Source organism: Roseibium sp. RKSG952 (assembly GCF_009711355.1).
The window spans coordinates 57404-79840 of record NZ_SMMF01000953.1; the positions used below are offsets into that span (position 1 = coordinate 57404).

A 22437-nucleotide genomic window follows, 5' to 3' on the forward strand; every position below is an offset into this window, starting at 1 on the left:
AGAAAGAGGAAGGCGCAGAATAATCTGCCCACCTTTTGACTGATGAAGGCCCCGGTGGATACACCGGGGCCTTTTTTGTGCCAGCACGACCTTTCGCAATTTGGCTGTACTGCACGACTGCAGATCACGCCACACCCAACAAGCCGTGAAAGTCCCTAGGAAGACACACGCAAAAAGTGTATCATTTCATTATAGATTTAACCTCTTGTTGTGATTGGATGACTTTCAGCCATGGAATTTATCACAATTTACGAGATCAACAGCGATCCTCTGAGTAACACCAATGTCGTGGTGCTGAACGCTTATCAGGTCGAGATCATCGATACTGATGACAGCCTCGAAGACCCGGATGCGGATGGAAACCCGCAGCTTGATGTCAGCGGTGTTCCCGGTTTCATCGGAAACTCTACGAACTTTCAGGTGTTTGAGACTTACAGCGGCAATGTCGGCGGGAATCCTGTCACCTTTACGCTGCTTCAGTTCTCAAATCCCCAATATGTCGTCGTCACTTCCGGTGAAGTGTCGGTTGGGGACACGATTGCGAATACCAACAACTCGATCGTTACTGCGCCACCAACCGAATATGACACAATACCCACCTTCGTGTGTTTCACTGCAGGCTCTAGAATCCTGACCCCGGCAGGTCTGCGCCGGATAGAAACACTGAAACCCGGTGACCACGTGGTAACCGCTGATGGCAGTTGCAAACCCCTGCGCTGGGTCGGCAAACGCCGGTTGTCAGCACATGAGTTGAAGATCGACTCTCATCTTTGCCCCATTCGCATTCGGGCAAACAGTTTTTCCAAAGGCTGCCCCCAGCGCGACTTGCTTATCTCGCCTCAACATCGGATCGCGGTCACATCCGCGTCGATGGAGTTGTACTATGCCGACAGCATGATGCTGGCCCCTGCAAAGGGCATGGTCGATGGCCGGGATATCACGCAGATGCCGCCCGATCAGGATGTCATATACATCCATCTGCTGTTCGACAGTCACGAGCTGGTCAAAGTTGAAGGCGTCTGGTCTGAATCATTCTATCCCGGTGACACCACGATGAGTGCGGTTTCACCGGCAACCAGGCGCGAGCTTTTCGAGCTTTTCCCCGAATTGACGTTGAATGCGAAGAGTTACGGTCCGACTGTGCTGCCGGTCCTGAAACCCTATGAGGTACGCGCGCTGCAATCAGAACTGTCGGTTCCAGTGGCACTGTCAGCTGATTACACCGCGCCAGAGGCTGTCAGGCTTTCATAGCCGTACAAAGCGACCTTAGTTGGAAACATTTGCCACTGTGGCACCTTTGTCCGGATCATAAAGCCCGCCACCCAAGTGCGCATAACCCCAGCGCATGATCTGCAACAAGGCAGGCTCCAACTCTCGCCCCCGGGGTGTAAGCTGATATCGATAGCGAACAGGCCGGTCCTGATAGGCCTCGCGCTCGACCAATCCCCATTCCATCAGTCGTTTCAAACGTTGGGACAACAAGTTCGGCGGCAAATGTTCTTCGCTGTTTTGGAGTTCCTGAAACGTATGTTTTCCGTGCCACATCAGGTCGCGCACCACCAGAAGGGTCCATTTATCCCCCAGGATTTCAAGGCTGCGCGCTATGGAGCAGCGGGAGCGAAATTCATGATCGGCTTGAGTCATGTCATCCTCTGGTCAGGCAATGCAAACATCGGTTTACCCTGGTAACTTAAAAAATGGAAGCTTGATGCAAATAGTAACTTAATTTATGGAAGTCTCTACTCTCACCTTCGAAAGACTTGATCATGCTCGCCATCGGAAACACGCCCCTCATCAAGCTGACCCGTCTGACCGGACCGGATCACGCCGACATCTATGTTAAGTGGGAGGGGGCAAACCCGACGGGCAGCATGAAAGACCGCATGGCCTTGTCGATGATCGAAGGCGCAGAACGGCGCGGTGAACTGAAACCCGGAGGGCGCGTCGTCGAATATACGGGCGGTAGCACCGGAAGTTCGCTTGCAATGGTTTGCGCAACGCGCGGTTATGAGGCGCATTTTGTATCCTCGAACGGGTTTTCCGAAGAAAAGCTACAGACGATGCGGGCCTTTGGCGCCGAAGTCGAGATTATTCATGCTGAAGGCGGAGTGCTGACTGCCGACGTGATCAACCGGATGATCGCACGGGCAAAGGAACTGACCGGTGAACCCAGTACATTCTGGCCGGATCAGGTCAACAACATGGACAATAAGCTGGGTTACCACGGCATGGCGCAGGAGATCCTGACACAGGCCAGCCGCCCAATCGATGCCTTTGTCATGGCTGCCGGAGGGGGTGGCTGTATCTCTGGCAATGCCGAGGTTCTGAAAGCCCACAATCCAGGAACCGAAATCGTTGCGATCGAACCCTACCATGTCCGCAACATCTCGGGCGGTGATACGGGCGGCACGCACAAGCTTGAAGGGATCGGGCTTTCTTTTGTGCCTGCGATACTACGCCGGGACCTTATCGACTCGGTTATCCCGGTGAAGGATGAAGACGCTTATTGGGGCGCCCGAACGCTGGCCCATAGCGAGGGTCTGCTTGGCGGGGTTACGTCCGGTGCGAACATTTGGGCTGCCCTGCAGAAAGCCCGGGAACTTGGACCGGGTAAAACCGTGGTGACCGTGATCATCGACACCGGTTTGCGTTACTTGAAAGACAATTTGCACGGCTAGTCAGCCATGATGCTGAACCGGGCAGCAACTGGCCCCCTGATACACGATGATTGCACTTGGTAAGTACAAGCCAAAGCCCGTGGTTGCCCCGACTCGCGATTGAGCCGGGGCATCCTGATCAGTAAGTGCGTTTCAGATCGCTGTAGGCGCCGCGCAATTTCACGGTGACCATAATGTCCTGCTTGTCACGGTTGCGCCAGAACCAGCCGTGATTGCCGTCAAAGGCTGCAACCAGATCGCCGCGGTCGTCGGTCTTGCCCCTGCCCTTTTCATAGCTGATCGACTGATCCGAATTGTCGCCATGCAGATCAAAGTTGATGCGCCCACCTTCGGCGACCCACTCATATTCTGCGACGGCACCTTCTTCCATGACCAACTTCCACTCGATCCCTTCGCCCGGTGCCAGGGTGAATGAAAATTCGTCTGACCAGGGCTCAATGCTTTCTTGTGCATAGGCGGCCCCAACAAAGGCCCCCATGATATCCAGCAGCAGACTCGATTGCTCGTCACTTGCCGCTTGGGCATCTCGGGCGGCCTCATCCGCCAGTTCGGTCTTGATCTCACCCATTTCGGTCAGCCCAAGAACCCGGCCGATCCGCGTGGGATCAATACCGTACTCTGCTGGCAAAACGATGGTGATCAGAATGGCCACGGCCGCAACCGCAGCGATAATGGTGGATCGGATGAGTTGCTGCGAGCTTGGCAGCTCCTCGGGGGAAGGTTTTTCAGAGTTGTACATGTGTTTCTCCGCGAATTCAGGTTGTGGTGAAAAGGCCGGTGAGCTGATAGCCAATCAGGACAAAGCCGGCTGACATCATCATCACGTTGACCGTGTAGGCGTGTTTCCAGAAGAATGGGGACTTTCGCCAAAAACCCATGACGATCAGGATCATCGCCAGGGCCAGCATCTGGCCAATCTCGACCCCGACATTGAAGGCCATAAGGTTGGGCAGCAGCCCGTCCTGCGGAATGTCATAATCAAGGATTTTGGTCGCCAGACCGAGGCCGTGGAAAAAGCCAAAGATCAGCGTCGCCAGCTTGGTATTTGGCTGAAACCCGAACCAGCGCTGATAGGCGCCCAGATTGTCCAACGCCTTGTAGACGACGGACAGGCCGATGATCGCGTCAACGATATAGGCGTTGACGTTCCAACCGAAGTAAACCCCTGCCAGCATGGTCGTGGAATGCCCGAGGGCAAAGATGCTGACATAGGTGGCAACGTGTTTGGCCCTGTACAGGAAAAACACGACCCCGAACAGAAACAGGATATGGTCATATCCCGTTACCATGTGCTTGGCGCCAAGATAGGCAAAGGGGATCAGTTTGACGCCCCAGATCTGCTGGATATAGCCGGCATCACCGGCGGTTACATTATGCGCGGCGGCATAGGTTGCACTGAACCCGAGCGCCGCAAGGATAAGGGTTGCCAGAAGCAGGAATTGGCGCATCGCCAACCCGCCCCAGCCCCTTTGGACTGCGTGCATGAGAATATCTCCGCTTTTTGTAGGAATGATCTTTGAGCCCGCCATAGGGCGGGACAGATCAGACGCGCGGAGGTCGTTCGAGCCGATAAACCGGATTGGGTGGGTCGACGAACGGGTCCAGAACCCCGGCCAGCCGGTACTCCGTAACCGGCAGGGCTGAACCATTGCGGATCAGAATGGCCGAGCTGTGGTCGTGATCGGCCACATCATGACTGTGACCGTGCAACGACCAGTAACGATCGACGCTGTCGCCATGTGAATGCTCGTGATCGTCGTGAATAGCCTCAGCACGGGCTTCGGTCAGCAGAAAATCTGTTGGGTGCGAAAACGACGGGGCCAGCGACCAGACGAGCAGTGACAGGGCCATAACCGAAACGAAGACCCGTCTCGTCCAATTCCTGATATCTTTGCCCGGTTCCAGTTGCATTTTAAGCTCTTACATCGGCCTTGCTGAGACCCCTGCCCTCAACCTGACCTACCCCCGTTTGGAATTTCAGAGCAATCCCTAAAATGGCATCAACGACCATGCCGCACTGCAGGTGGCGAATGACTGCCGGTTGGCGGCAAAGCAAAGAACAATTCACGGGCAGAATTTATTCGCTCACGCAGCGCCAACTAAGAGTGACCCGGTGTGAAGGCCCGGAGCCTTCCTTTTGCTGCCCTCTCTCCCACATGTGCGCCATGCACCATTTGGAACAAAGGACACAGTTATGGTTACTCGTCTTCTCCTGACATCGGCCGCCTTGACGCTGAGCGCATCAGCATTGGCCGCCCAAAGCCTGTCGGACGGCGCCTATATTCAGGGCTTTATTGGATACAGCCAACTGCAGGACAGCGACTTCTCGGGCACGATCGGCGCTGCGACCCAGTCGGTCGATACGGATTTTGATGGCGGATACGGGCTTGGCCTGGCCATCGGTAAGAAAATACCGCAATGGTCGAACGACAATGTCGGCACACGGATCGAGCTGGAGCTGTCCTATCGAGACAATGATGTGGATGGTGTGAATTTCTCGGGCAACGGCCCGGCGCCCGAAGGCAACGTGTCGGGCGATGTCAGCCAGACCTCGTTGTTTGCCAACGTGCTGTTTGACTTCAAACAGAGCGGCAAGGTCACCCCTTTTGCCGGGTTTGGTCTGGGCGCCACCTATTCTGATCTGAACTTTGTCTATGGACCCGGCGTGGCACTGGATGACAGCGACACCAATTTTGCGGCACAGCTGATTGCGGGTGTGGCCTATGACATCAACAGCTCAACCGCGTTTACCGTCGATGCCCGCTATTCCCGTGCCTTCGATGTGTCCTCGCAACGGCTGGCACCAAACGGAGCGTCGACCGGCACGGTTGAGGATGATCTGGATACGTTCAGCGTGAACTTCGGTCTGCGCTACAGCTTCTGAACGCAGCACAGGGGAAACGTCTCGGTTCCGTTTCCTCTACCCGCGTGCCCGGTATCTGAAGGATCAGGGCACGCGGAATTTCAAACAGGTTTAACCCTTACTCAGGCGCTTTGGTTTTGCGCAGGTAGGGGAAGATTGTCTCGAACTCGCCAAATTTCTCTTTGGCGTCTTCGTTCGAGACGGTCGGCGGAATGATTACATCCTCACCCGGAACCCAGTTCGCCGGCGTCGCAACACCTTTGGCGCTCATCTGCAGACCATCCAGCGCACGCAGGATTTCGGCAAAGTTCCGACCAACAGTCATCGGATAGGTCATCGACAGTTTCAGTTGCTTGTCCGGACCAATGATAAAGACCGAGCGCACAGTGGCGCTGTCGGCAGGCGTACGGCCATCGGGTAGATAGGCTTCGGCCGGCAGCATGTCGAAGGCTTTCGACACGGCCAGACCATCATCAGCGATAATCGGGAAACCGGGGTTGGCCTTGCCGTATTCCTCGATGTCCTTTTTCCACTTCTTGTGGTCCTCGACACCATCGACCGACACACCGATGACCTTGGTGTTCCGCGCCGCCCATTCGTCGTTCAACTGTGCAACGGCCGAGAACTCGGTGGTGCAGACAGGGGTGAAGTCCTTGGGGTGCGAGAACAGGATGGCCCAGCTGTCGCCAATCCAGTCGTGGAACTGAACGGTGCCCTGATCCGTTTCAGCGGTGAAATTCGGGACGGTATCGTTGATGCGCAAACCCATTGGGAATCTCCTTTCCTGTGAAAAACTCCGAGTCGGTTGATGCCAACCTAATCACTTTGCGCAGAGGTTAAACCATTCATGTTGCTCTGTCAGAAGATTTGGCAGATACATAATTTGATCAAATTATGATTTCCCACTTGCCCCGCATCGGGTCGGGTGACAGAGTGCCCTAGAAAACCGACCGATCGGTCGATTGATTTCTGCTCCGGAGGATGAGCCATGATCGAAAAACGCGATTTCTATATCAACGGCAAGTGGGTCGCCCCCTCGGCGGCAAATGATTTCCAGGTAATCAACCCGTCGACCGAAGAGCCCTGTGCCGTGATTTCGCTGGGTTCCGAAGCTGATACGAATGCTGCGGTCGCAGCTGCCAAGGCAGCGCTGCCCGGCTGGATGGAAACGCCAGTGGAAGAGCGTATCGCGCTGGTGGAAAAGCTGATCGAAATCTACCAGACCCGCGCCGAAGATCTAGCGCAGGCCATGTCGCTGGAAATGGGCGCGCCGATCGACATGTCGCGCACACAGCAGGTTGGTGCCGGGACCTGGCATCTGAAAAACTTCATCCGAGCAGCCAAGGCGTTTCAGTTCGATCGCCCGCTGGGGGATCATGCCCCTAACGACCGCATTATTTATGAGGCCGTAGGTGTAGCCGCGCTGATCACGCCATGGAACTGGCCGATGAATCAGGTCACGCTCAAGGTCGGTGCAGCAGCCATCGCAGGCTGCACGATGGTGCTGAAACCATCCGAGCAGAGCCCGCTGAACGCGATGATCTTTGCCGAGATGATGGATGAGGCAGGTTTCCCCGCCGGTGTCTTCAATCTGGTGAACGGGGACGGTGTCGGCGTTGGTTCGCAGCTTTCGGGACATCCGGATGTGGATATGGTCAGCTTCACCGGTTCGACCCGCGCCGGAACCGCGATTTCCAAAAATGCAGCCGATACGCTGAAGAAGGTGCATCTGGAATTGGGTGGCAAAGGTGCGAATGTCGTCTTTGCCGATGCCGATGAAAAGGCGGTCAAGCGGGGTGTTCTGCACATGATGAACAACACCGGCCAGAGCTGTAACGCACCCAGCCGTATGCTGGTGCAGCGCCCGATCTACGATCAGGCTGTTGAGACTGCGGCAGAGGTTGCAAACAAGGTTGCTGTTGGCCCCGCTCAGGACGAAGGTCGCCATATCGGTCCCGTCGTGAACGAGGTGCAGTGGGGCAAGATTCAGGACCTGATCCAAAAGGGCATCGATGAAGGTGCGCGTCTGGTTGCAGGTGGCACCGGACGACCCGAAGGCCTGAACAAGGGCTACTATGTGCGCCCGACCGTCTTTGCCGATGCGAACAACCAGATGACCATCGCGCGCGAAGAGATCTTTGGCCCGGTTCTGACCATGATCCCCTTCGACACCGAAGAGGAAGCCATCGAGATTGCCAATGACACCCCTTACGGCCTGACCAACTATGTCCAGACACAGGATGGCGCACGCGCCAATCGGATGGCACGGCATCTGCGCTCGGGCATGGTCGAGATGAATGGCCAGTCCCGTGCGGCTGGCTCACCCTTTGGTGGTATGAAACAGTCCGGCAACGGGCGCGAAGGCGGCCTCTGGGGTCTGGAAGACTTCCTTGAGGTCAAAGCGGTTGGCGGCTGGACTGCAGAGTAAACACTCCGCTTGCTGATGATTTAAGGCGAGGCACGGTTTCGTGCCTCGCTTTTTCTGTCAGGCAGGTCGCACGATCAACTGTGGCTCTCCGTTCGATGTATGTCGGGTGGATCGGCCGTCCCAGCCAATTTCGCCCGTAACACGCTGACGAAACGCCGAGAAACTGTCGAATTGAACCACGTCTACCGGCGTATCAAAATGCAGGGTTACCCGTCGATGAGAGCCGTCGCTCATCATGGTTAAACCCCGGATTTCTGCCGAGAAAGACTGCCCGAGATAGCGGCCCTCGACCCGGTCGCCGACCCGAAGCCGCATCCGGTTACCCGCCATCGCATGCAGCGTATTCCAGTCCTTTACACCATGCTGATGCGCAACTGTTTCCAGCGCCTCGCTGTGGGACAGCTTAACACCAGCGCCGCGCAGTCGTTCACGCAGCCGCCTCGCCTGCGTCTTCAATTCTTCAATCGAAGCGATGTTTTTCGTATTTGCCATTCTTTGCCTCGTTTCCTTTAACGGGCGCGAAGTCTGGACGGTGTTCGCATTGCCATCCGCGCGCCAGAAATGGAGCATCAGATGTTAGTTCAATCGGGTTTCACCATGGTCAACGACCGCGAACGGCAGGGTTTCCGAACCTGCGCAATTCCTGACATCGGTCACACGAACTGTCAATCGGCCACCGCTGCCTTCAGCTCAGAATCCGGCTCGAGATGGATTACAAATACCGACCCCGGATATTTTTTCAGCAGCGCCTCTTCGATATCGTCGCAGATGTCATGAGCAGCAGCCACCGACATATCGCCGGCCACGACAAGGTGGAACTCGACGAAAATGACGCTTGCTGACCTGCGACCCCTCAGATCGTGATACTCCAGCGCAGGTCCGAGATTGGCATCGATCGCTGTGCGCACGGTTTGCAGATCCTGTTCGGACAATGAGGCATCCATGAGCCCGTCAACGGAGGAACGAATGACTTTCCAGCCTTCCCAAAGGATGTTCAGCGCGACCAGAATAGCGATAATCGGATCAAGGATCAGCCAGCCCGTAGCCAGCGCAAATAGAAGACCCACAACAACCCCGACAGAGGTCATGACATCGGTGAAAATGTGCTTTGAGCTGGCCTCCAGCGCGGGCGATTTCTCGCGTCTTCCAACGCGCAGCAGAATGACAGCCCAAGCGCCGTTGATGCAGGTCGCGACGGCGTTTACAGCTATTCCGATCATCGGAGCATGATCCAAATGCGGAGATGGCAGCGCCGAGACAGCCTCGCGAATGATCAATAGCGCCGCCAGAACGATCAACGTCCCTTCAGCAACGGCCGAGAGATACTCGGCTTTTTTATGCCCAAAAGGGTGTTTCTCATCCGGTGGTCGGCCCGAAATCTGAACCGCAAAATAGGCCAGAAGTGCGGCCGCAACATTCACAATGGACTCGAGCGCATCCGAAAGCAGCGCCACCGAGCCGGTCAGCCACCAGGCCAACAGCTTCAGCAGCAACACGGCAAGGGACACCGGAATGGACCAGGCAGCAAACTTCTGAGACATCAGCCTAATTTCTTGCGTCATCCCCTATCGTCTACCACAAGGGTCAAGCTTGAGGGCGGCTTTTTTCAGCCGACGCCTATGCGTCGGCCTGCGCTGCCTCATAGGCCAGCATCGCACGCTTGACGGGCAGCCCCCAGTGATAACCACCCAAGCCACCGGATTTGCGCAAGGCGCGATGGCAGGGGATCAGCCAGCTGACCGGATTGCGTCCGACCGCCGTGCCCACCGCGCGAACGGCTTGTGGCGATCCCACTCGCTGGGCGATCGCGGAATATGTCGTGACTTGGCCCGATGGTATTTGCATCAACGCCTCCCACACTTTGATCTGCAGCGGTGAGCCGATCAGAAAGAGCGGCGTAGGCTCTAACCTTTCACTTTCCGCACCAAATGCACTAAGCACCCATGGTCGCAGAAGCATCGGGTCTTCGACAAATCTGGCCTTGGGCCAGCGAGAGAGCATGTCTTCCATCGCTTCTTCCTCGCCAGTTTCCGCACCAAAAGCCATGCCGCAGATACCCTTGTCGGTGCCCATGACCAATGCAGGGCCGAACGGGCTTTCGAACCAACCCCAATAGATGGTCAGGCCTTCGCCCTTGCGGGCATATTCGCCGGGACTCATCGCTTCCCATTTGAGAAACAGATCGTGCAGGCGTCCACTACCGGACAGCCCCACATTGTGGGCGGTTTCCAAAGTCGTGAACCGTTCCCGCAACAGCGCCTTGGCATGCCCAAGGGTCAGATATTGCTGATATCGCTTTGGCGAAACTCCGGTCCAGCGTGAGAACAGCCGCTGAAAATGCGCGGGGCTCATATCCATCTGACGTGCCAGTTCATCAAGGCTGAGCGTTTCACCGCCCTGATCGATCAACTCGATCGCGCGCCGCATGACGTTGTAGTGATAGCCGGTTTCTGGGTTCTGTACGTTCATGTTGCACCTCTTCGCTTACATAAACATTACCTCGCCCTGACCAATGCCGCGACCCGGAACCTGCGCATATATTTGTCAACTGAGTTGACGAATCGCTTTACGCCTATCTAGATTAAGGGCATGGAACAACCATTGGATCAACTCTATCAGGCAGTTCAGGCCACGCGGCCCCTGCTGCGCAACATTACCGCCGCGGTTGAACGCGGCAGCAATCGTGAAGGCGTAACTGTAGGACAACGTGCCATCCTAGAGGGGCTATCCCTTTTCCCCGGAGCGACAGCCCCGCAGTTATGCACCGAGTTGCAGCTGAAACGGCAATACGTCGCGCGCATCCTGCAGGAAGTGATGAAGGCCGGTCTGGTCGACAGTCGCGCCAACCCCAAGCGCGCGCGTTCTTACTGCTATCGGCTGACACCCACGGGCCAGGACATCATCACTGCGATCCGAACAGATGAGATGTCAAAACTGGCCAGTTTTTCCAAAGACTTCTCTCCCGAAGAGCTTGCGACTTACCATAAGGTACAACTGGCGCTCACACGGTTTTTTGCCGATCTGGCTGAGGAGGTCTGAGATGCCGGTTCTTTGGATCATTCTCGCCGGAATTGTGATCGCGGTTCTCTATATTCTAAATGAAATTCGCAGAATTGGCACGCCAACAACCGGTCCAGCAATTGATCTGGCTGCCCGTCCGGCAACGGCGCTGGTGGTAATCGACATGCAGACTGATTTCACCTCGGCACCCGGATGGGATGCCGCTGAGTTGGATGCTGCCATTTCAAACATAAAGGATTCTGTCAGGCAGGCCCGCGAGGACGGGATGCCCGTGATCGCCATTCGACACGTTTTCAAGGGCAAGCTGGCGAACCTGCTGAACGGCTGGTTCAATCAGGGGCGTGGCAATGACGGGTCGGCCGGGATCGAGACCGATCCGCGCCTCGGGCTGAATGCGGATGCGGAGTTTGTAAAAACCGTAGGCGATGCCTTTTCCTCGACCGCGTTTGAGCAGTTTTTGGAAGACAACCAGATCGGAACCCTGATCCTGACCGGACTTGATGGATGCCATTGCGTCAACAAGACAGCGCAGGGGGCGCTGAACCGGGGCTATCGTGTACACATCGATCCGACAGCTGTTCTAGCAGCCAATCCAGCACATTGGGCGAAGGTTAAAGAGAAACTGGAGGTAAAGGGGGCGGAACTCCGAGGGCTATCGGCGTGATACTCCTATAGCAGCGACCCAACACTCGGCCATTCGTGTTGCCAATTCCCGGCCTTTTCAATTGCGAGCAGCGATCCGGCAGGGCATACCGTGCTGGATGGCTAAACAACTCGACTACCACACGATCCGCGAGATCTTTACACGCTTTCAACAGGCCGACCCGGAACCCAAGGGCGAGCTTGATCATGTGAACGTCTACACCCTGGTCGTGGCAGTGGCACTGTCAGCGCAAGCGACCGATGCGGGAGTCAACAAGGCGACACGCGAACTGTTCAAAATTGCTGACACGCCGCAGAAGATGCTGGATCTGGGCGAAGAGGGTCTGATCGAGCATATCAAGACCATCGGCCTGTTCCGTCAGAAAGCCAAAAATGTCATCAAGCTGAGCCGCATTCTGGTCGAAGACTACGGGGGCGAAGTCCCCAATTCTCGTGCTGCCCTGCAGTCCTTGCCCGGCGTCGGGCGAAAAACCGCCAATGTGGTTCTGAATATGTGGTGGCATTATCCGGCGCAGGCAGTAGACACGCATATCTTTCGGGTCGGTAACCGCACCGGTATCTGTCCCGGTAAAAACGTCGACGTTGTTGAACGCGCTATCGAGGACAACATACCAACCGATTTTCAGCTGCATGCGCATCACTGGCTGATCCTGCATGGCCGCTATCACTGCAAGGCACGCAAACCGATGTGCCCCACCTGTATCATCCGCGATCTTTGCGAATTTGAGGATAAAAACCTATGAAAACTTACCAGCTGACGGGCATCGGGAATGCCGTTGTGGACGTGATTTCCCAAGCCGACGACAGTTTCCTGGAGCTGATGGGCATTGAAAAAGGCATCATGCAGCTGATCGAGCAGGAACGCGGCGAAGTGTTGTATGCCTCGATGGAATCACGGGTGCAGACGCCCGGCGGCTCGGTCGCCAACACGATTGCGGGTGCCGGTGCGCTGGGACTGGATGCAGCCTTTATCGGCCGCGTGCATGACGATGCGCTGGGTCGGTTCTATGCGGATGCAATGAATGAGGACGGTGTTGATTTTGTGAACCCGCCAGTGCCGGGCGGCGAGCTGCCAACCTCGCGTTCGATGATCTTTGTCTCGCCCGATGGTGAACGGTCGATGAACACCTATCTGGGGATTTCCTCGGAACTGTCATCCGAGGACGTGTCCGGGGATGTGGCAGGCAACAGCCAGATCATGTTCCTGGAAGGCTATCTGTTCGACAAGGAAAAAGGCAAAGCCGCATTTCTTGAGGCAGCGCGCAACTGCCACAAGGGCGGAGGCAAGGCTGGCATCGCGATTTCCGATCCGTTCTGCGTCGAACGCCACCGGGTCGATTTCCTGCTGCTGATCGAGAACGAGCTGGATTTCGTCATCGGCAACGAAGCGGAAATCAAATCGTTGTTCGAAACCGATGATCTGGACGAAGCACTGGCCAAAACCAGTGAGATCTGCCCGCTGGTTGTTTGCACCCGTTCCGGTGACGGAGTGACCGTTCTGAACGAAGGCAAGCGCATCGACGTGGCAGTGGAAAAGGTTGTACCGGTGGATGCAACCGGCGCAGGCGATCAGTTCGCTGCCGGCTTCCTGTTCGGAATGGCCACAGGCCGCGACTATGAAACCTGTGCCCGTATCGGCAATGTCTGTGCCCGTGAAGTGATCAGCCACATCGGCCCGCGGCCCGAAGCAAACATGCTGGAGCTGCTGCGCGAAGAAGGGCTGCTGTAAGCGGTCTTTCAGAATCCAGCGGCGGCATCATTCAGCGCCCAGTCATACTCATATCCGCTGATGCGGGAGGTTTGAGACAGACGGGCGCTGAGAGCCGGATCCGCCGCAGTTGCAAGATACGCAAGAACTGCCTGGTCGTTTGGTCCGAAATCCTCTCGGAACCAGATGTAGATCTTTGACAGGATCAGCCGCCCGCGGGTGTCAAACCTGACGCCGCGCGGGTCGTTAACGTAGGCATTTTCGGCGACCGAGAAATCACGTTCGAGCGTCTCAGCCTGCCACGCCCGATCCATCAGGTTCGGACACCCAACTGCAGCGCAGTTCAACGCGTAATGAATTCGTGGTTCGTTGAATGTAGGTCGTATGATGCGGTGTTCGATATCGTTCAGCGTCAGTGTCTGACCCGCGACCTGCGCCAAAGGCCGATCCCACGGGCCAAAGGAAAACGCACCATCTGTAATGTCGCGGATCGAAGCGACGGGATAGTTTTCGAGGATCAGATCCACGGTCAGTGCATTATAGAGATTGATCCAATAGGCCAGTTGCTGATCCCGGGTCAGACGGGCAGGATCAACCGATTGAAGATCACTCAGGTACTGGTCCAATCGAGCTTGATCAGCCTGCGTGACCTGCGCATAGGCGACTCTGTTCACTCCTTGTGTGTCGGTAGCGACGTAGCGCGCGAGAAAGCTACTCCAATCGCGATGATCGACACGATCACCGGGCGGTTGCGCCGAGCGGGTCAGATTGGTGTCGGCAAACGGCACAGCACTGGGCAGCGCCAGACGTTCGACACTGGCGCAAGCCGCCAGAAGAGGCAGAAGCAGGATGAGCCAAAGAGCTTTCATGATTTTCCCTTCCGGTTCTGACGCCGCGCACGCAGCTGACCTTTGAGCTTCTTGATCGGGGCCTGTTCAGGACTATCCAGACCGGGCAACTCAGGGTGGTTAGACAGATCTCGCATGGCAGAGTTCCACCAATACGTCCCCATTGGGCCGTCAACTTTGTCAGGCATGGCAAGATGCAGGTCACGCTGGGCGTTGTGAACACACATGGACAACGGGCCGTTGCCCGTGGCGACCATGAACACACAGGACGCACAGCGATCTTCCTCCAGCGCGTCGGCAGCCATGAAGTTATGGATGAATACCGCCTGTCGCCTGACCCGACCACGCAACAGACCCATCCCCAATCGAAGGACACAGCCCGCAAGATGCGCAGCGGCCCGCAAGGCAAGGCCCGGCCTCCGAAGAACCAACCGCCGAACGCTGTCGCGCGTGTCGAGATATGCATCCGCCGATCTGTCCATCTGCTCCAATGCGGCGATTACCTGTTGCACCAGACGCTGATGCGACAGGACGGAAATCGCCCGCCCACCGGCGGTCAGGACAGAAGCGTATCGATTACATCCGGAATGCCCGACCGCCGCCGCATCGAAATGCAGTGGGGTGCCATACCCCTGCTCCACCGCCCGCATGACACTGCTCTGTGTGATTGAATCCGGTCGCTCACGCAGAACACCCCTGCCGGTGTCGGCCTGCATCTGGAAGGAGACAAATGCGATCTCGGGCTGGTCCCGCATGAACCGCGCCAATGCGGGGAGATCGGACAGATTGCCATCAAACACAGTTGTGTTGAACAAAATGCGCAGACCAAGCCCGTGCGCTGCGACTATGTAGTTGCGACGTACCGTGTTCAGCTCAATCTCGCTGTCAAACCCTTTGCGCTCCTGGGTCATGTCCACGTGAAACGCTACATCGTCCAAACCTGCCGCTGCCAGTCGGGACAAGAACGCGCGACTCGCGCGGATACCGTTGGTCATCAAACACGACCGCATTCCAAGGCGGCGAATTTCACGGCAAAGCGCCTCAAGATCCTCGACTTTGCGCAGGGTTGGGTCACCTCCGGTGAGTTGCACCGAAACACCCGGGCCATAATGGCTGTGGATCGTGGCCAGCCGCGCAAAGAGAACCGACAAAGGCGGATCATAGGTCATCTCCGCCCGATCCGAGAGGTAGCAGAGCGTACAATCAAGATTGCATCGCTGGGTCACCTCAAGCGCAACACAGGCGATCGGATAAAAGCGGCCCGCGGTTTGAGAATGTCCGTATTCGCCACATCCTTGCAAACCTTCCCGCAAAGTCGCACGACGGTCGGAGCCGCGAAATACTCGGCCTGCGGGAACGACATTGGAATGGCCTGGCGCGATATCTTTCATACGCGCCAAGCTAAAGCTGCAGTTTACGACGGGCCACGCCCCCTCACGGCAACGTGCTGGGCGGTGATCATATCAGCCGCAGCAACCACCTGACGTTTTGGCAGCCGGTACGGTCTGTGCTTCATCCGTGTTCGCACCACGACCCAGCCATGTGCGTTCCGCCAGATAGAAGTCAGTAAACCGGCCGAGAAAATCCTCAGAGACTGATTTCTGCGGAAGTCCTGTGTCCAGCAATGACTGCTGCCATGCCTTTAGCTTTGGATAGGCGGCAAGCATGTCATGGCCGCTGTGGTCTGACACAATCGCTGCACGATGCAGCAGTGGCAACCAGGCCATATCCACATTGCCAAGCGTCGCCCCCGAGAAATAGGGGCCCTCACCAAGCTGGCTTTCGGCCTTCTCGAAGGACTTGCCCAGCTTTTTCATACGCTCATCAAAGATAGCTTTGTCCGCGCTTTGCATGGTGCTGCATTGTACGAGATAGTGTTTACTGGCCTGATAGCTCCATGCCCGGTTGAGCGCGCGCTGCTCGGGCGTCAGCTCTGCCTGCAGAGGGGCGGTAATTTCATCGATGTATTCGACAATCGCATCGGATTCGAACAAGGACAGGCCACCCTCGGTGACCAGAACAGGAACCTGCGCAGTCGGGGACAGCTCAAGAAACCAGTCCGGCTTGTCGCTGAGACTGATATAGTCGATCTGATAGGGTACCTGCTTGGCTTCGAGCATGGCGGTCACACGCTGAACGAATGGGCAGATTTTGAAGCTAATGATACGGATCATTTGTCTTTCCTTTTGGTGATTTCATCTGTCAGACGAAGCCCACGCCAAAAAGACGACGTTCAGATCAACAATTTTTGCAACTGGCCGGTTTTTCCTGAACGTCTGAGATGTTTCCCCGCACGTCCATCGAGATATTGCAGCATGCTTCAAATGCCTTGCGCAATTCCGCCCGCCCCTTTTGAACGCGTGATTTCAGGGTCGAGTAGGACAGACCGTGTTGCTCAGCATAATCTCGCTGCGACATGCCATGTATATCAATGGCCATCAGCATCTCTGCAGTTTCTTCAGGCAGGCCGAGAATGAAGGGTTCGACACAGCCCTCGAGATCCTGACGCGTTTCCGGATCATCCCGGTGATACCAAAGATCATCCGGATGCGCGGCGGTCCGGCCGGATTTGCGGTAGAAATCAATGATGGTTCGGTCAGCGGTCTGAAACAACCAAGGTTGCAACCTGGCCGGATCCTGCAGACCGGGCAGACCGGTGAACACCTTGATCGAGATATCCTGCAACAGGTCATCCACATCCGCAGGGTTTGAGACCCGCGAATGAAGAAACGCCTTCAGGCGGGCGCGGTACTTGGGCCAGATATCATCAATACGCATGTCACGACTCTGCGGCTGTTTCAGCCCGGATTATGACAGGTGAGCGTCGAAAGCAGCAACCACCTGCTCATACACTGCGCGTTTAAAGGGAACGATTTCTTCAATCAGACGATTGGGATCTTGCCATTTCCAATGCGTGAATTCGGGATGTTCCGTCTGGATATCGATCTGGTCGTCACGACCAGTGAAACGCATCAGGAACCATTTCTGCTCCTGTCCGCGGTATCGGCCTTTCCAAATCTTCGGCACGATGTCGTGGGGCAGGTCATAAGGCAGCCAACCGTCTGTCTCGGCGATAATCTCAACCAGATCAGCCGTCACACCGGTTTCTTCCCATAGTTCGCGCAGGGCTGCATCGCGGGGGTTTTCGCCCTTGTCTACGCCGCCCTGGGGCATTTGCCAGGCGTCCTTGTGGCGGTCATTGCGCTGACCCACGAAAATCTTGCCGTCAGCATTCATCAGCATCAGGCCAACGCAGGGACGATAGGGCAGTTTGGCAATGTCTTCAGGGGTCATGCGCGGCCTCATGGGTTTGTTTTACCAACCTCTAACAAGCGTCGCGACGGCAGCAAAGGGGGTGACGTTAGGTTTCGCGTGACAAAGGTTACGTGCACGTCAATTTAGTTGTGCACTGCAGGCAGGGAGAGTTGCGATGACTGCGTACCCAAACATGCTGGCCCCGCTGGATCTGGGCTTTACCACGTTGAAGAACCGCGTCCTGATGGGTTCGATGCATACCGGACTGGAAGAGACTGGTGACTGGAACCGTGTTGCCGAGTTTTATGCCGACCGGGCGCGTGGCGGTGTGGCGCTGATGGTGACCGGTGGAATCGGTCCAAATCTGGAAGGTTCGGTGCTGCCCGGTGCTGCGATGATGACGACCGACAAAGACGTCGCCAATCATTCCATCGTGACGGATCGCGTACACGAGGCGGGCGGCAAGATCGCCATGCAAATCCTGCATGCCGGACGTTATTCGTATGGGCCGAAATGTGTAGCGCCGAGCCCGGTGAAATCCCCGATCTCACCTTTCCCGCCGAACGAACTGGACGAAGACGGGATCGAAAAGCAGATCAGCGACATCGTCAACGCCGCCGTGCTTGCTCAGAAAGCCGGATATGACGGGGTCGAGATCATGGGGTCGGAAGGATATTTCCTCAACCAGTTCCTTGTGACCCATACCAACAAGCGCGAAGACCGCTGGGGTGGTTCTTATGAGAACCGTATGCGCCTGCCCATCGAAGTAGTGCGCCGCACACGCGAGGCGGTGGGAACAGATTTCATCATCATCTACCGTCTGTCGATGATCGATCTGGTGCCCAATGGCTCGACCCATGATGAGGTCGTCCAATTAGCGCAAGAGATCGAGAAGGCCGGAGCCACCATCATCAACACTGGTATCGGCTGGCACGAGGCGCGCATTCCGACGATTGCAACCTCTGTACCCCGGGCGGCATTTGCCTGGGTAACCAAAAAACTGATGGGCAAGGTATCGATCCCGATAATCACCTCAAACCGGATCAACACACCGGAAGTGGCCGAAGAGGTGCTGTCGACCGGTTGCGCCGACATGGTCTCACTGGCACGTCCGATGCTGGCGGATGCGGATTTCGTCAACAAGGCGATTGCAGGAGATGGGGCAAAGATAGCCCCTTGCATCGCCTGCAATCAGGCCTGTCTGGATCACACCTTCGGCGGCAAACTGACATCATGTCTGGTGAACCCGCGTGCGTGCCATGAAACAGAGCTGGTGATTGCCAAAACCGATGCTACGAAAAAGGTCGCCATCGTAGGCGCAGGACCAGCGGGTTTGTCCACCGCGATGACAGCCGCCCAGCGCGGCCATGACGTCACCCTGTTTGACCGGGCCGACGAGATCGGTGGACAGCTGAACATGGCCAAGCAGGTTCCCGGCAAAGAGGAATTCTGGGGATTGGTCGACTGGTATCGGACCATGATTGCTGATCTGGGCGTCACGGTTGAACTGGGTCGCGAAGTCGACGCAGACGATCTGAGTGGATTTGACGAGGTGATCATTGCCACCGGTGTCACCCCGCGCGACCCGCAGATCCCCGGGCAGGATCGTGACAATGTCCTGAGTTACATCGACGTCCTGCGCGGCAAGGCTCCGGTCGGAGAGTCCGTCGCGGTGATCGGGGCCGGTGGCATCGGTTTTGATGTCTCGGAGTTCCTGCTTGAGGACGGCCACAGCCCAACCACCGATCTGCCGCTGTGGATGAAGGAATGGGGCGTGACCGACCCCGCCGAACATCGGTCCGGGTTAGCACCCGAAGGCCCGCAACCCGAAGCGCCCGCACGTGAGATCACGCTACTGCAGCGCAAGAAACAGGCCCATGGCAAGGGGTTGGGTAAAACAACCGGATGGATTCACCGGGCGACGTTGAAGATGAAGAACGTCAACTTTGTTGGCGGGGTGAATTACGAACATATCGATGATGAAGGCCTGCATGTCAGCTTTGGCGAGGAGCGGTCGGACCCGACCGTAATCGCGGCAGATACCATTGTGTTGTGCGCCGGTCAGGTCTCAGACCGTAGTTTGGCGGATGATCTGATCGAACGCGGGATCACACCTCATGTGATCGGCGGCGCGGATGTGGCGGCTGAACTGGATGCCAAACGTGCGATTAATCAGGGTACGCGGCTGGCGGCAGCGCTCTGATTTTCAGAGCCGTGGCAACGCGCATCCGCTGAATCACGTTGTTTAGACACTAAAAGGCCGCTTCTGCAGAGGCGGCCTTTTTCTGGTTTCGCATTGACTCTTTTGTTACCTTGGTACATTGGTAACTCATGAGTGAGAGAATTGAACGTACCCAGACCGGAATTCGAATCGAAAAGCGATTGCTGAAAGTCCTGAAGGGGCTGGCAGAATCGCTGGATATGTCCGTTGGCGACCTGATTGAGGGCATCGCCTTGCACAGTTTTGAAAACAAACCGCCATTCTCGCCTGAGACGCTCAAAAAGATCAGCCAGTTGAAAGAGGTTTACGAGCTGGACTGGACCGCCGAGCACAGCCACAAATTCAAGGAGACCGGAGAATGACCGAAGCAGTTCAGGTATCTGAGATCACCCGCGCGTTCGAAGCACATGCCATCGACAATACGACTTTTGCTCATGCCGAGCATGTACAGGTCGCCTTTGACCTGTTGAGGAAATATGATTTCATCGATGCGGCTGCGATCTATGCCAAGGGCATTCGCACACTGGCCACAAACGCCGGTGCGCCCGGTAAGTTCAACCTGACAATCACCTATGCGTTCATGAGCCTGATTGCCGAACGTATGGCTGGCAATTCCAATCAGAATTTCAATGAGTTTGTCAGTGAAAACCCTGATCTGATGTCGAAGAATGTCCTTGGCAAGTGGTACGGAAATGACAGGCTGAACTCGGATCTTGCCCGCGGTGTTTTCCTGCTACCCGATGCGGCCTGAGGTCGGCACCTGTTCACGATCGGTCAACCCATAGTCGCGCATGACCGCGGCTACACGCAGCCGATATCCCTTGAACAGACCCGATTTCCCCCGCGATTGTGCTGTGCGGTGCTCATTCATGCGGCGCCACTCGGCAACGGCATCCTCATCGCGCCAGAATGAAAGCGACAGATATCTACCGGGCGTTACCAGACTTTCAAACCGCTCAACGGAAATGAACCCGTCGATATCATCCAGCAGGGGACGAAGATCGGCTGCAATGTCGAGATAGGTCTGCGTTTCACCCTCGGCAGGCTCCACTTCAAAGATGACAGCAATCATGATTGTCCTCCGTGCGGGGTCGAGGCGAGCTTGAGCCAGGTCCGGTCTTCGCGCAGAATGAATCGCTCTTTCTGGGCAAAGGCATAGTTCTCCTGCCCCAAAGGATCCGCAGCCAGGCGCGTGCGATAGGCTTCGTAGTCGGCGAGGCTTTCGACATTATAGATACCATAGGCCAGGGTCGATGACCCCTCATGCGGGGCGAAATAGCCAATCAGATCCGCCCCACAGCGCGGTATCGCCTGCCCCCAGTTTTGAGCATAGGTATTGAACTGTTGTTTTTTGGTCGGGTCGATCTGATAGCGGATGATACAGGTCAGCATTAAAGGCTCCTTTGTTTGCCACCATAGATTACACGCTCGACTGACGTGCATGTTTCGACTATGATCGAACTATGAAAGACGGACCGGATATCGCCCAGATCGCCGCGTTGATCGGAGACCCCGCGCGCGCAAACATGCTGACCGCACTCATGTCGGGAAAGGCCCTGACCGCCGGGGAACTGGCGCGAGAGGCCGGAATCAGCCCGCAAACCGCCAGCTCACACCTGAAAAAGCTGCTGGATGGCGGGTTGCTGCGGGTTAAGGGACAGGGTCGGCACAAGTATTACGGCCTGTCAGGCGAGGATGTGGCGCATACGCTGGAAAACCTGATGGGTCTGGCAGCCGGTCACGGTCATTTGCGGACACGTACCGGACCCAATGATCTGGAAATGCGCGAGGCGCGGGTTTGCTATAACCATCTCGCGGGCAGCAGGGGGGTTCAGTTGTTCACCTCAATGCGGACGCGGGGTTTCCTTGATGTTTCGGATGATCTGGTGTCGCTGACCGAAACCGGCGCGCGTTTCTGTACAGATTTCGGAATCGATCTGGATGATCTGAACAAAAGTCGCGCACCGCTCTGCCGTCCTTGTCTGGATTGGAGCGAACGCGAAACCCATTTGGCTGGCAAGCTGGGGCGCGCGATGTTGTCCCGAATGGAAGAGTTGGGGTGGCTGTCCCGGAAACCGGGCAGCCGTATCATTCAGTTTTCACGCAGCGGGTCCGCAAAATTCTCAGAACAGTTCGGGACCTGAGCGTTACTCGACAGTGATCGTTATGACTTCGGACACAATCGGGGTCGCATGCGGCACATGCCCGGCATCACCCAGCACCAGTTGAAGGGTGTGGGGGCCCGGCGCCAGGTCCAGAGTCACCTCGGTCTGGCCACCACCGAAGTGCAGGTGGTTGTCGTCAGCGGGCAGGCCGTAGGCCAGTTCATCCGCGCCATCTTCGCCTTCGCCAATCGGCGGACGGTCAATCAGCAGATGGTGATGACCTGTGTTTTCCTTTTCAACACCTGATGGGGCGACACCCATGCCACTCAGGCCAAAAACAACGGTAACGGGCGACTGAACTGTGTCGCCATCCGCGAGATTTACAAAATAGACTTTCGCATCCGGGTTCGATGGTGTTTCCCCTCCGGCCCACGCAATGGACACTGAAAGGGTGAATAAAGTGGCTGCAATAATGGCTTTCATGATCTCCTCCCTCGTCACAAAAATGCCATTCTCAGGATAGCATGATTTAAGAAATTTCCAGAAAACCCGCCCAATAAGGGTCTGGAGCGATACTGGAAACCACTGTTTCCGCGTTTCCGAAGTGCAAACGATCCGATTCAAATCCCTGATATTATCCCATGTCT

General features: G+C 56.4%; 28 protein-coding genes. 12 read left to right on the forward strand and 16 right to left on the reverse strand.

Annotation, left to right across the window (positions count from 1 at the left end):
* The first annotated feature begins 231 nt into the window (after nucleotides 1-231).
* Nucleotides 232-1251, forward strand: coding sequence for a Hint domain-containing protein (locus E1297_RS35005; RefSeq protein WP_155146358.1), 1020 nt, complete (start codon nucleotides 232-234; stop codon nucleotides 1249-1251).
* 15 nt (nucleotides 1252-1266) lie between these two features.
* Here the strand turns inward: E1297_RS35005 and E1297_RS35010 are convergent, their stop codons facing one another.
* The gene (locus tag E1297_RS35010) at nucleotides 1267-1644 is read right to left on the reverse strand and encodes a helix-turn-helix domain-containing protein (protein ID WP_155146360.1); all 378 of its coding nucleotides are present in this window, start codon (nucleotides 1642-1644) and stop codon (nucleotides 1267-1269) included.
* 122 nt (nucleotides 1645-1766) lie between these two features.
* Here E1297_RS35010 and E1297_RS35015 point away from each other — a divergent pair, with 122 nt between their 5' ends.
* Entirely contained in the window at nucleotides 1767-2678 is a 912-nt protein-coding gene (locus E1297_RS35015; protein ID WP_155146362.1) for a PLP-dependent cysteine synthase family protein, read from the forward strand.
* A gap of 118 nt (nucleotides 2679-2796) precedes the next feature.
* On the opposite strand, the gene E1297_RS35020 is transcribed toward E1297_RS35015, so the two are convergent.
* From E1297_RS35020 to E1297_RS35030, 3 genes are read right to left on the reverse strand one after another with little or no spacing between them, the layout of a single operon-like run.
* Entirely contained in the window at nucleotides 2797-3417 is a 621-nt protein-coding gene (locus E1297_RS35020) for a transmembrane anchor protein (protein ID WP_155146365.1), read from the reverse strand.
* Nucleotides 3418-3433: 16 nt separating this feature from the next.
* Nucleotides 3434-4162, reverse strand: coding sequence for a HupE/UreJ family protein (locus E1297_RS35025; protein WP_155146366.1), 729 nt, complete (start codon nucleotides 4160-4162; stop codon nucleotides 3434-3436).
* A gap of 58 nt (nucleotides 4163-4220) precedes the next feature.
* Nucleotides 4221-4589 (reverse strand): hypothetical protein, encoded by a 369-nt coding sequence (locus tag E1297_RS35030; protein WP_155146368.1) that lies wholly within the window; start codon nucleotides 4587-4589, stop codon nucleotides 4221-4223.
* A 283-nt stretch (nucleotides 4590-4872) separates the two neighbouring features.
* On the opposite strand from E1297_RS35030, the gene E1297_RS35035 reads away from it, so the two are divergent.
* On the forward strand, nucleotides 4873-5562 hold the full coding sequence (locus E1297_RS35035) for an outer membrane protein (RefSeq protein ID WP_155146370.1): 690 nt from the start codon (nucleotides 4873-4875) through the stop codon (nucleotides 5560-5562).
* 97 nt (nucleotides 5563-5659) lie between these two features.
* Here E1297_RS35035 and E1297_RS35040 read toward each other — a convergent pair whose 3' ends face one another.
* Nucleotides 5660-6310: a peroxiredoxin gene (locus tag E1297_RS35040; protein WP_155146372.1), complete on the reverse strand. Its 651-nt coding sequence runs from the start codon at nucleotides 6308-6310 to the stop codon at nucleotides 5660-5662.
* 219 nt (nucleotides 6311-6529) lie between these two features.
* Here E1297_RS35040 and E1297_RS35045 point away from each other — a divergent pair, with 219 nt between their 5' ends.
* Nucleotides 6530-7969: an aldehyde dehydrogenase family protein gene (locus E1297_RS35045; protein WP_155146374.1), complete on the forward strand. Its 1440-nt coding sequence runs from the start codon at nucleotides 6530-6532 to the stop codon at nucleotides 7967-7969.
* Between the two features lie 57 nt (nucleotides 7970-8026).
* Here the strand turns inward: E1297_RS35045 and E1297_RS35050 are convergent, their stop codons facing one another.
* From E1297_RS35050 to E1297_RS35060, 3 genes are all read right to left on the reverse strand, one after another.
* The gene (locus E1297_RS35050; RefSeq protein ID WP_155146376.1) at nucleotides 8027-8461 is read right to left on the reverse strand and encodes a glyoxalase superfamily protein; all 435 of its coding nucleotides are present in this window, start codon (nucleotides 8459-8461) and stop codon (nucleotides 8027-8029) included.
* Nucleotides 8462-8634: 173 nt separating this feature from the next.
* The gene (locus E1297_RS35055) at nucleotides 8635-9510 is read right to left on the reverse strand and encodes a cation diffusion facilitator family transporter (protein WP_244327996.1); all 876 of its coding nucleotides are present in this window, start codon (nucleotides 9508-9510) and stop codon (nucleotides 8635-8637) included.
* A 76-nt stretch (nucleotides 9511-9586) separates the two neighbouring features.
* A complete protein-coding gene (locus E1297_RS35060; RefSeq protein WP_155146379.1) occupies nucleotides 9587-10438 on the reverse strand; it encodes a bifunctional helix-turn-helix domain-containing protein/methylated-DNA--[protein]-cysteine S-methyltransferase in 852 nt (283 codons plus the stop codon).
* A gap of 120 nt (nucleotides 10439-10558) precedes the next feature.
* On the opposite strand from E1297_RS35060, the gene E1297_RS35065 reads away from it, so the two are divergent.
* The 4 genes from E1297_RS35065 (at nucleotide 10559) to E1297_RS35080 (ending at nucleotide 13382) form a co-directional block, all read left to right on the forward strand.
* Nucleotides 10559-11008 (forward strand): MarR family winged helix-turn-helix transcriptional regulator, encoded by a 450-nt coding sequence (locus tag E1297_RS35065; protein ID WP_155146381.1) that lies wholly within the window; start codon nucleotides 10559-10561, stop codon nucleotides 11006-11008.
* Nucleotide 11009: 1 nt separating this feature from the next.
* Nucleotides 11010-11654: a cysteine hydrolase gene (locus tag E1297_RS35070; RefSeq protein WP_155146383.1), complete on the forward strand. Its 645-nt coding sequence runs from the start codon at nucleotides 11010-11012 to the stop codon at nucleotides 11652-11654.
* Nucleotides 11655-11751: 97 nt separating this feature from the next.
* A complete protein-coding gene (gene nth, locus E1297_RS35075) occupies nucleotides 11752-12396 on the forward strand; it encodes an endonuclease III (RefSeq protein WP_155146386.1) in 645 nt (214 codons plus the stop codon).
* Entirely contained in the window at nucleotides 12393-13382 is a 990-nt protein-coding gene (locus E1297_RS35080) for an adenosine kinase (RefSeq protein ID WP_155146388.1), read from the forward strand. The genes nth and E1297_RS35080 overlap by 4 nt, the downstream gene beginning before the upstream one ends.
* An 8-nt stretch (nucleotides 13383-13390) precedes the next feature.
* On the opposite strand, the gene E1297_RS35085 is transcribed toward E1297_RS35080, so the two are convergent.
* The 5 genes from E1297_RS35085 to E1297_RS35105 all read right to left on the reverse strand — a co-directional run bounded on the left by E1297_RS35085 (nucleotide 13391) and on the right by E1297_RS35105 (nucleotide 17503).
* The gene (locus E1297_RS35085; protein WP_155146390.1) at nucleotides 13391-14230 is read right to left on the reverse strand and encodes a DUF547 domain-containing protein; all 840 of its coding nucleotides are present in this window, start codon (nucleotides 14228-14230) and stop codon (nucleotides 13391-13393) included.
* Nucleotides 14227-15600, reverse strand: coding sequence for a radical SAM protein (locus E1297_RS35090; RefSeq protein ID WP_244327999.1), 1374 nt, complete (start codon nucleotides 15598-15600; stop codon nucleotides 14227-14229). The genes E1297_RS35085 and E1297_RS35090 overlap by 4 nt, the downstream gene beginning before the upstream one ends.
* Nucleotides 15601-15672: 72 nt before the next feature.
* On the reverse strand, nucleotides 15673-16383 hold the full coding sequence (locus E1297_RS35095; protein ID WP_155146394.1) for a glutathione S-transferase family protein: 711 nt from the start codon (nucleotides 16381-16383) through the stop codon (nucleotides 15673-15675).
* Between the two features lie 64 nt (nucleotides 16384-16447).
* Nucleotides 16448-16987 carry an RNA polymerase sigma factor SigZ gene (gene sigZ / locus E1297_RS35100; protein ID WP_155146396.1) on the reverse strand — a complete coding sequence of 180 codons (540 nt, stop codon included), beginning with the start codon at nucleotides 16985-16987 and terminating at the stop codon, nucleotides 16448-16450.
* 30 nt (nucleotides 16988-17017) lie between these two features.
* Entirely contained in the window at nucleotides 17018-17503 is a 486-nt protein-coding gene (locus E1297_RS35105; protein ID WP_155146398.1) for an RNA pyrophosphohydrolase, read from the reverse strand.
* A gap of 136 nt (nucleotides 17504-17639) precedes the next feature.
* Between E1297_RS35105 and E1297_RS35110 the strand changes: the two genes are divergently transcribed.
* From E1297_RS35110 to E1297_RS35120, 3 genes are all read left to right on the forward strand, one after another.
* Nucleotides 17640-19667, forward strand: a complete 2028-nt coding sequence (locus E1297_RS35110; protein WP_155146399.1) for an NADPH-dependent 2,4-dienoyl-CoA reductase — start codon at nucleotides 17640-17642, stop codon at nucleotides 19665-19667.
* Nucleotides 19668-19795: 128 nt separating this feature from the next.
* Nucleotides 19796-20047: a hypothetical protein gene (locus E1297_RS35115; protein ID WP_155146402.1), complete on the forward strand. Its 252-nt coding sequence runs from the start codon at nucleotides 19796-19798 to the stop codon at nucleotides 20045-20047.
* Nucleotides 20044-20436, forward strand: a complete 393-nt coding sequence (locus E1297_RS35120; protein ID WP_155146404.1) for a hypothetical protein — start codon at nucleotides 20044-20046, stop codon at nucleotides 20434-20436. The genes E1297_RS35115 and E1297_RS35120 overlap by 4 nt, the downstream gene beginning before the upstream one ends.
* Here the strand turns inward: E1297_RS35120 and E1297_RS35125 are convergent.
* Nucleotides 20419-20757 (reverse strand): antibiotic biosynthesis monooxygenase, encoded by a 339-nt coding sequence (locus tag E1297_RS35125; protein WP_155146406.1) that lies wholly within the window; start codon nucleotides 20755-20757, stop codon nucleotides 20419-20421. The two genes, E1297_RS35120 and E1297_RS35125, sit on opposite strands and share 18 nt — an antisense overlap.
* Nucleotides 20754-21077 (reverse strand): NIPSNAP family protein, encoded by a 324-nt coding sequence (locus E1297_RS35130; protein WP_155146408.1) that lies wholly within the window; start codon nucleotides 21075-21077, stop codon nucleotides 20754-20756. The genes E1297_RS35125 and E1297_RS35130 overlap by 4 nt, the downstream gene beginning before the upstream one ends.
* 71 nt (nucleotides 21078-21148) lie before the next feature.
* Between E1297_RS35130 and E1297_RS35135 the strand changes: the two genes are divergently transcribed.
* Nucleotides 21149-21829 carry a helix-turn-helix transcriptional regulator gene (locus E1297_RS35135; protein ID WP_155146410.1) on the forward strand — a complete coding sequence of 227 codons (681 nt, stop codon included), beginning with the start codon at nucleotides 21149-21151 and terminating at the stop codon, nucleotides 21827-21829.
* A 3-nt stretch (nucleotides 21830-21832) separates the two neighbouring features.
* Here E1297_RS35135 and E1297_RS35140 read toward each other — a convergent pair whose 3' ends face one another.
* Nucleotides 21833-22273 carry a DUF4399 domain-containing protein gene (locus E1297_RS35140; protein WP_155146412.1) on the reverse strand — a complete coding sequence of 147 codons (441 nt, stop codon included), beginning with the start codon at nucleotides 22271-22273 and terminating at the stop codon, nucleotides 21833-21835.
* Nucleotides 22274-22437 lie beyond the last annotated feature (164 nt).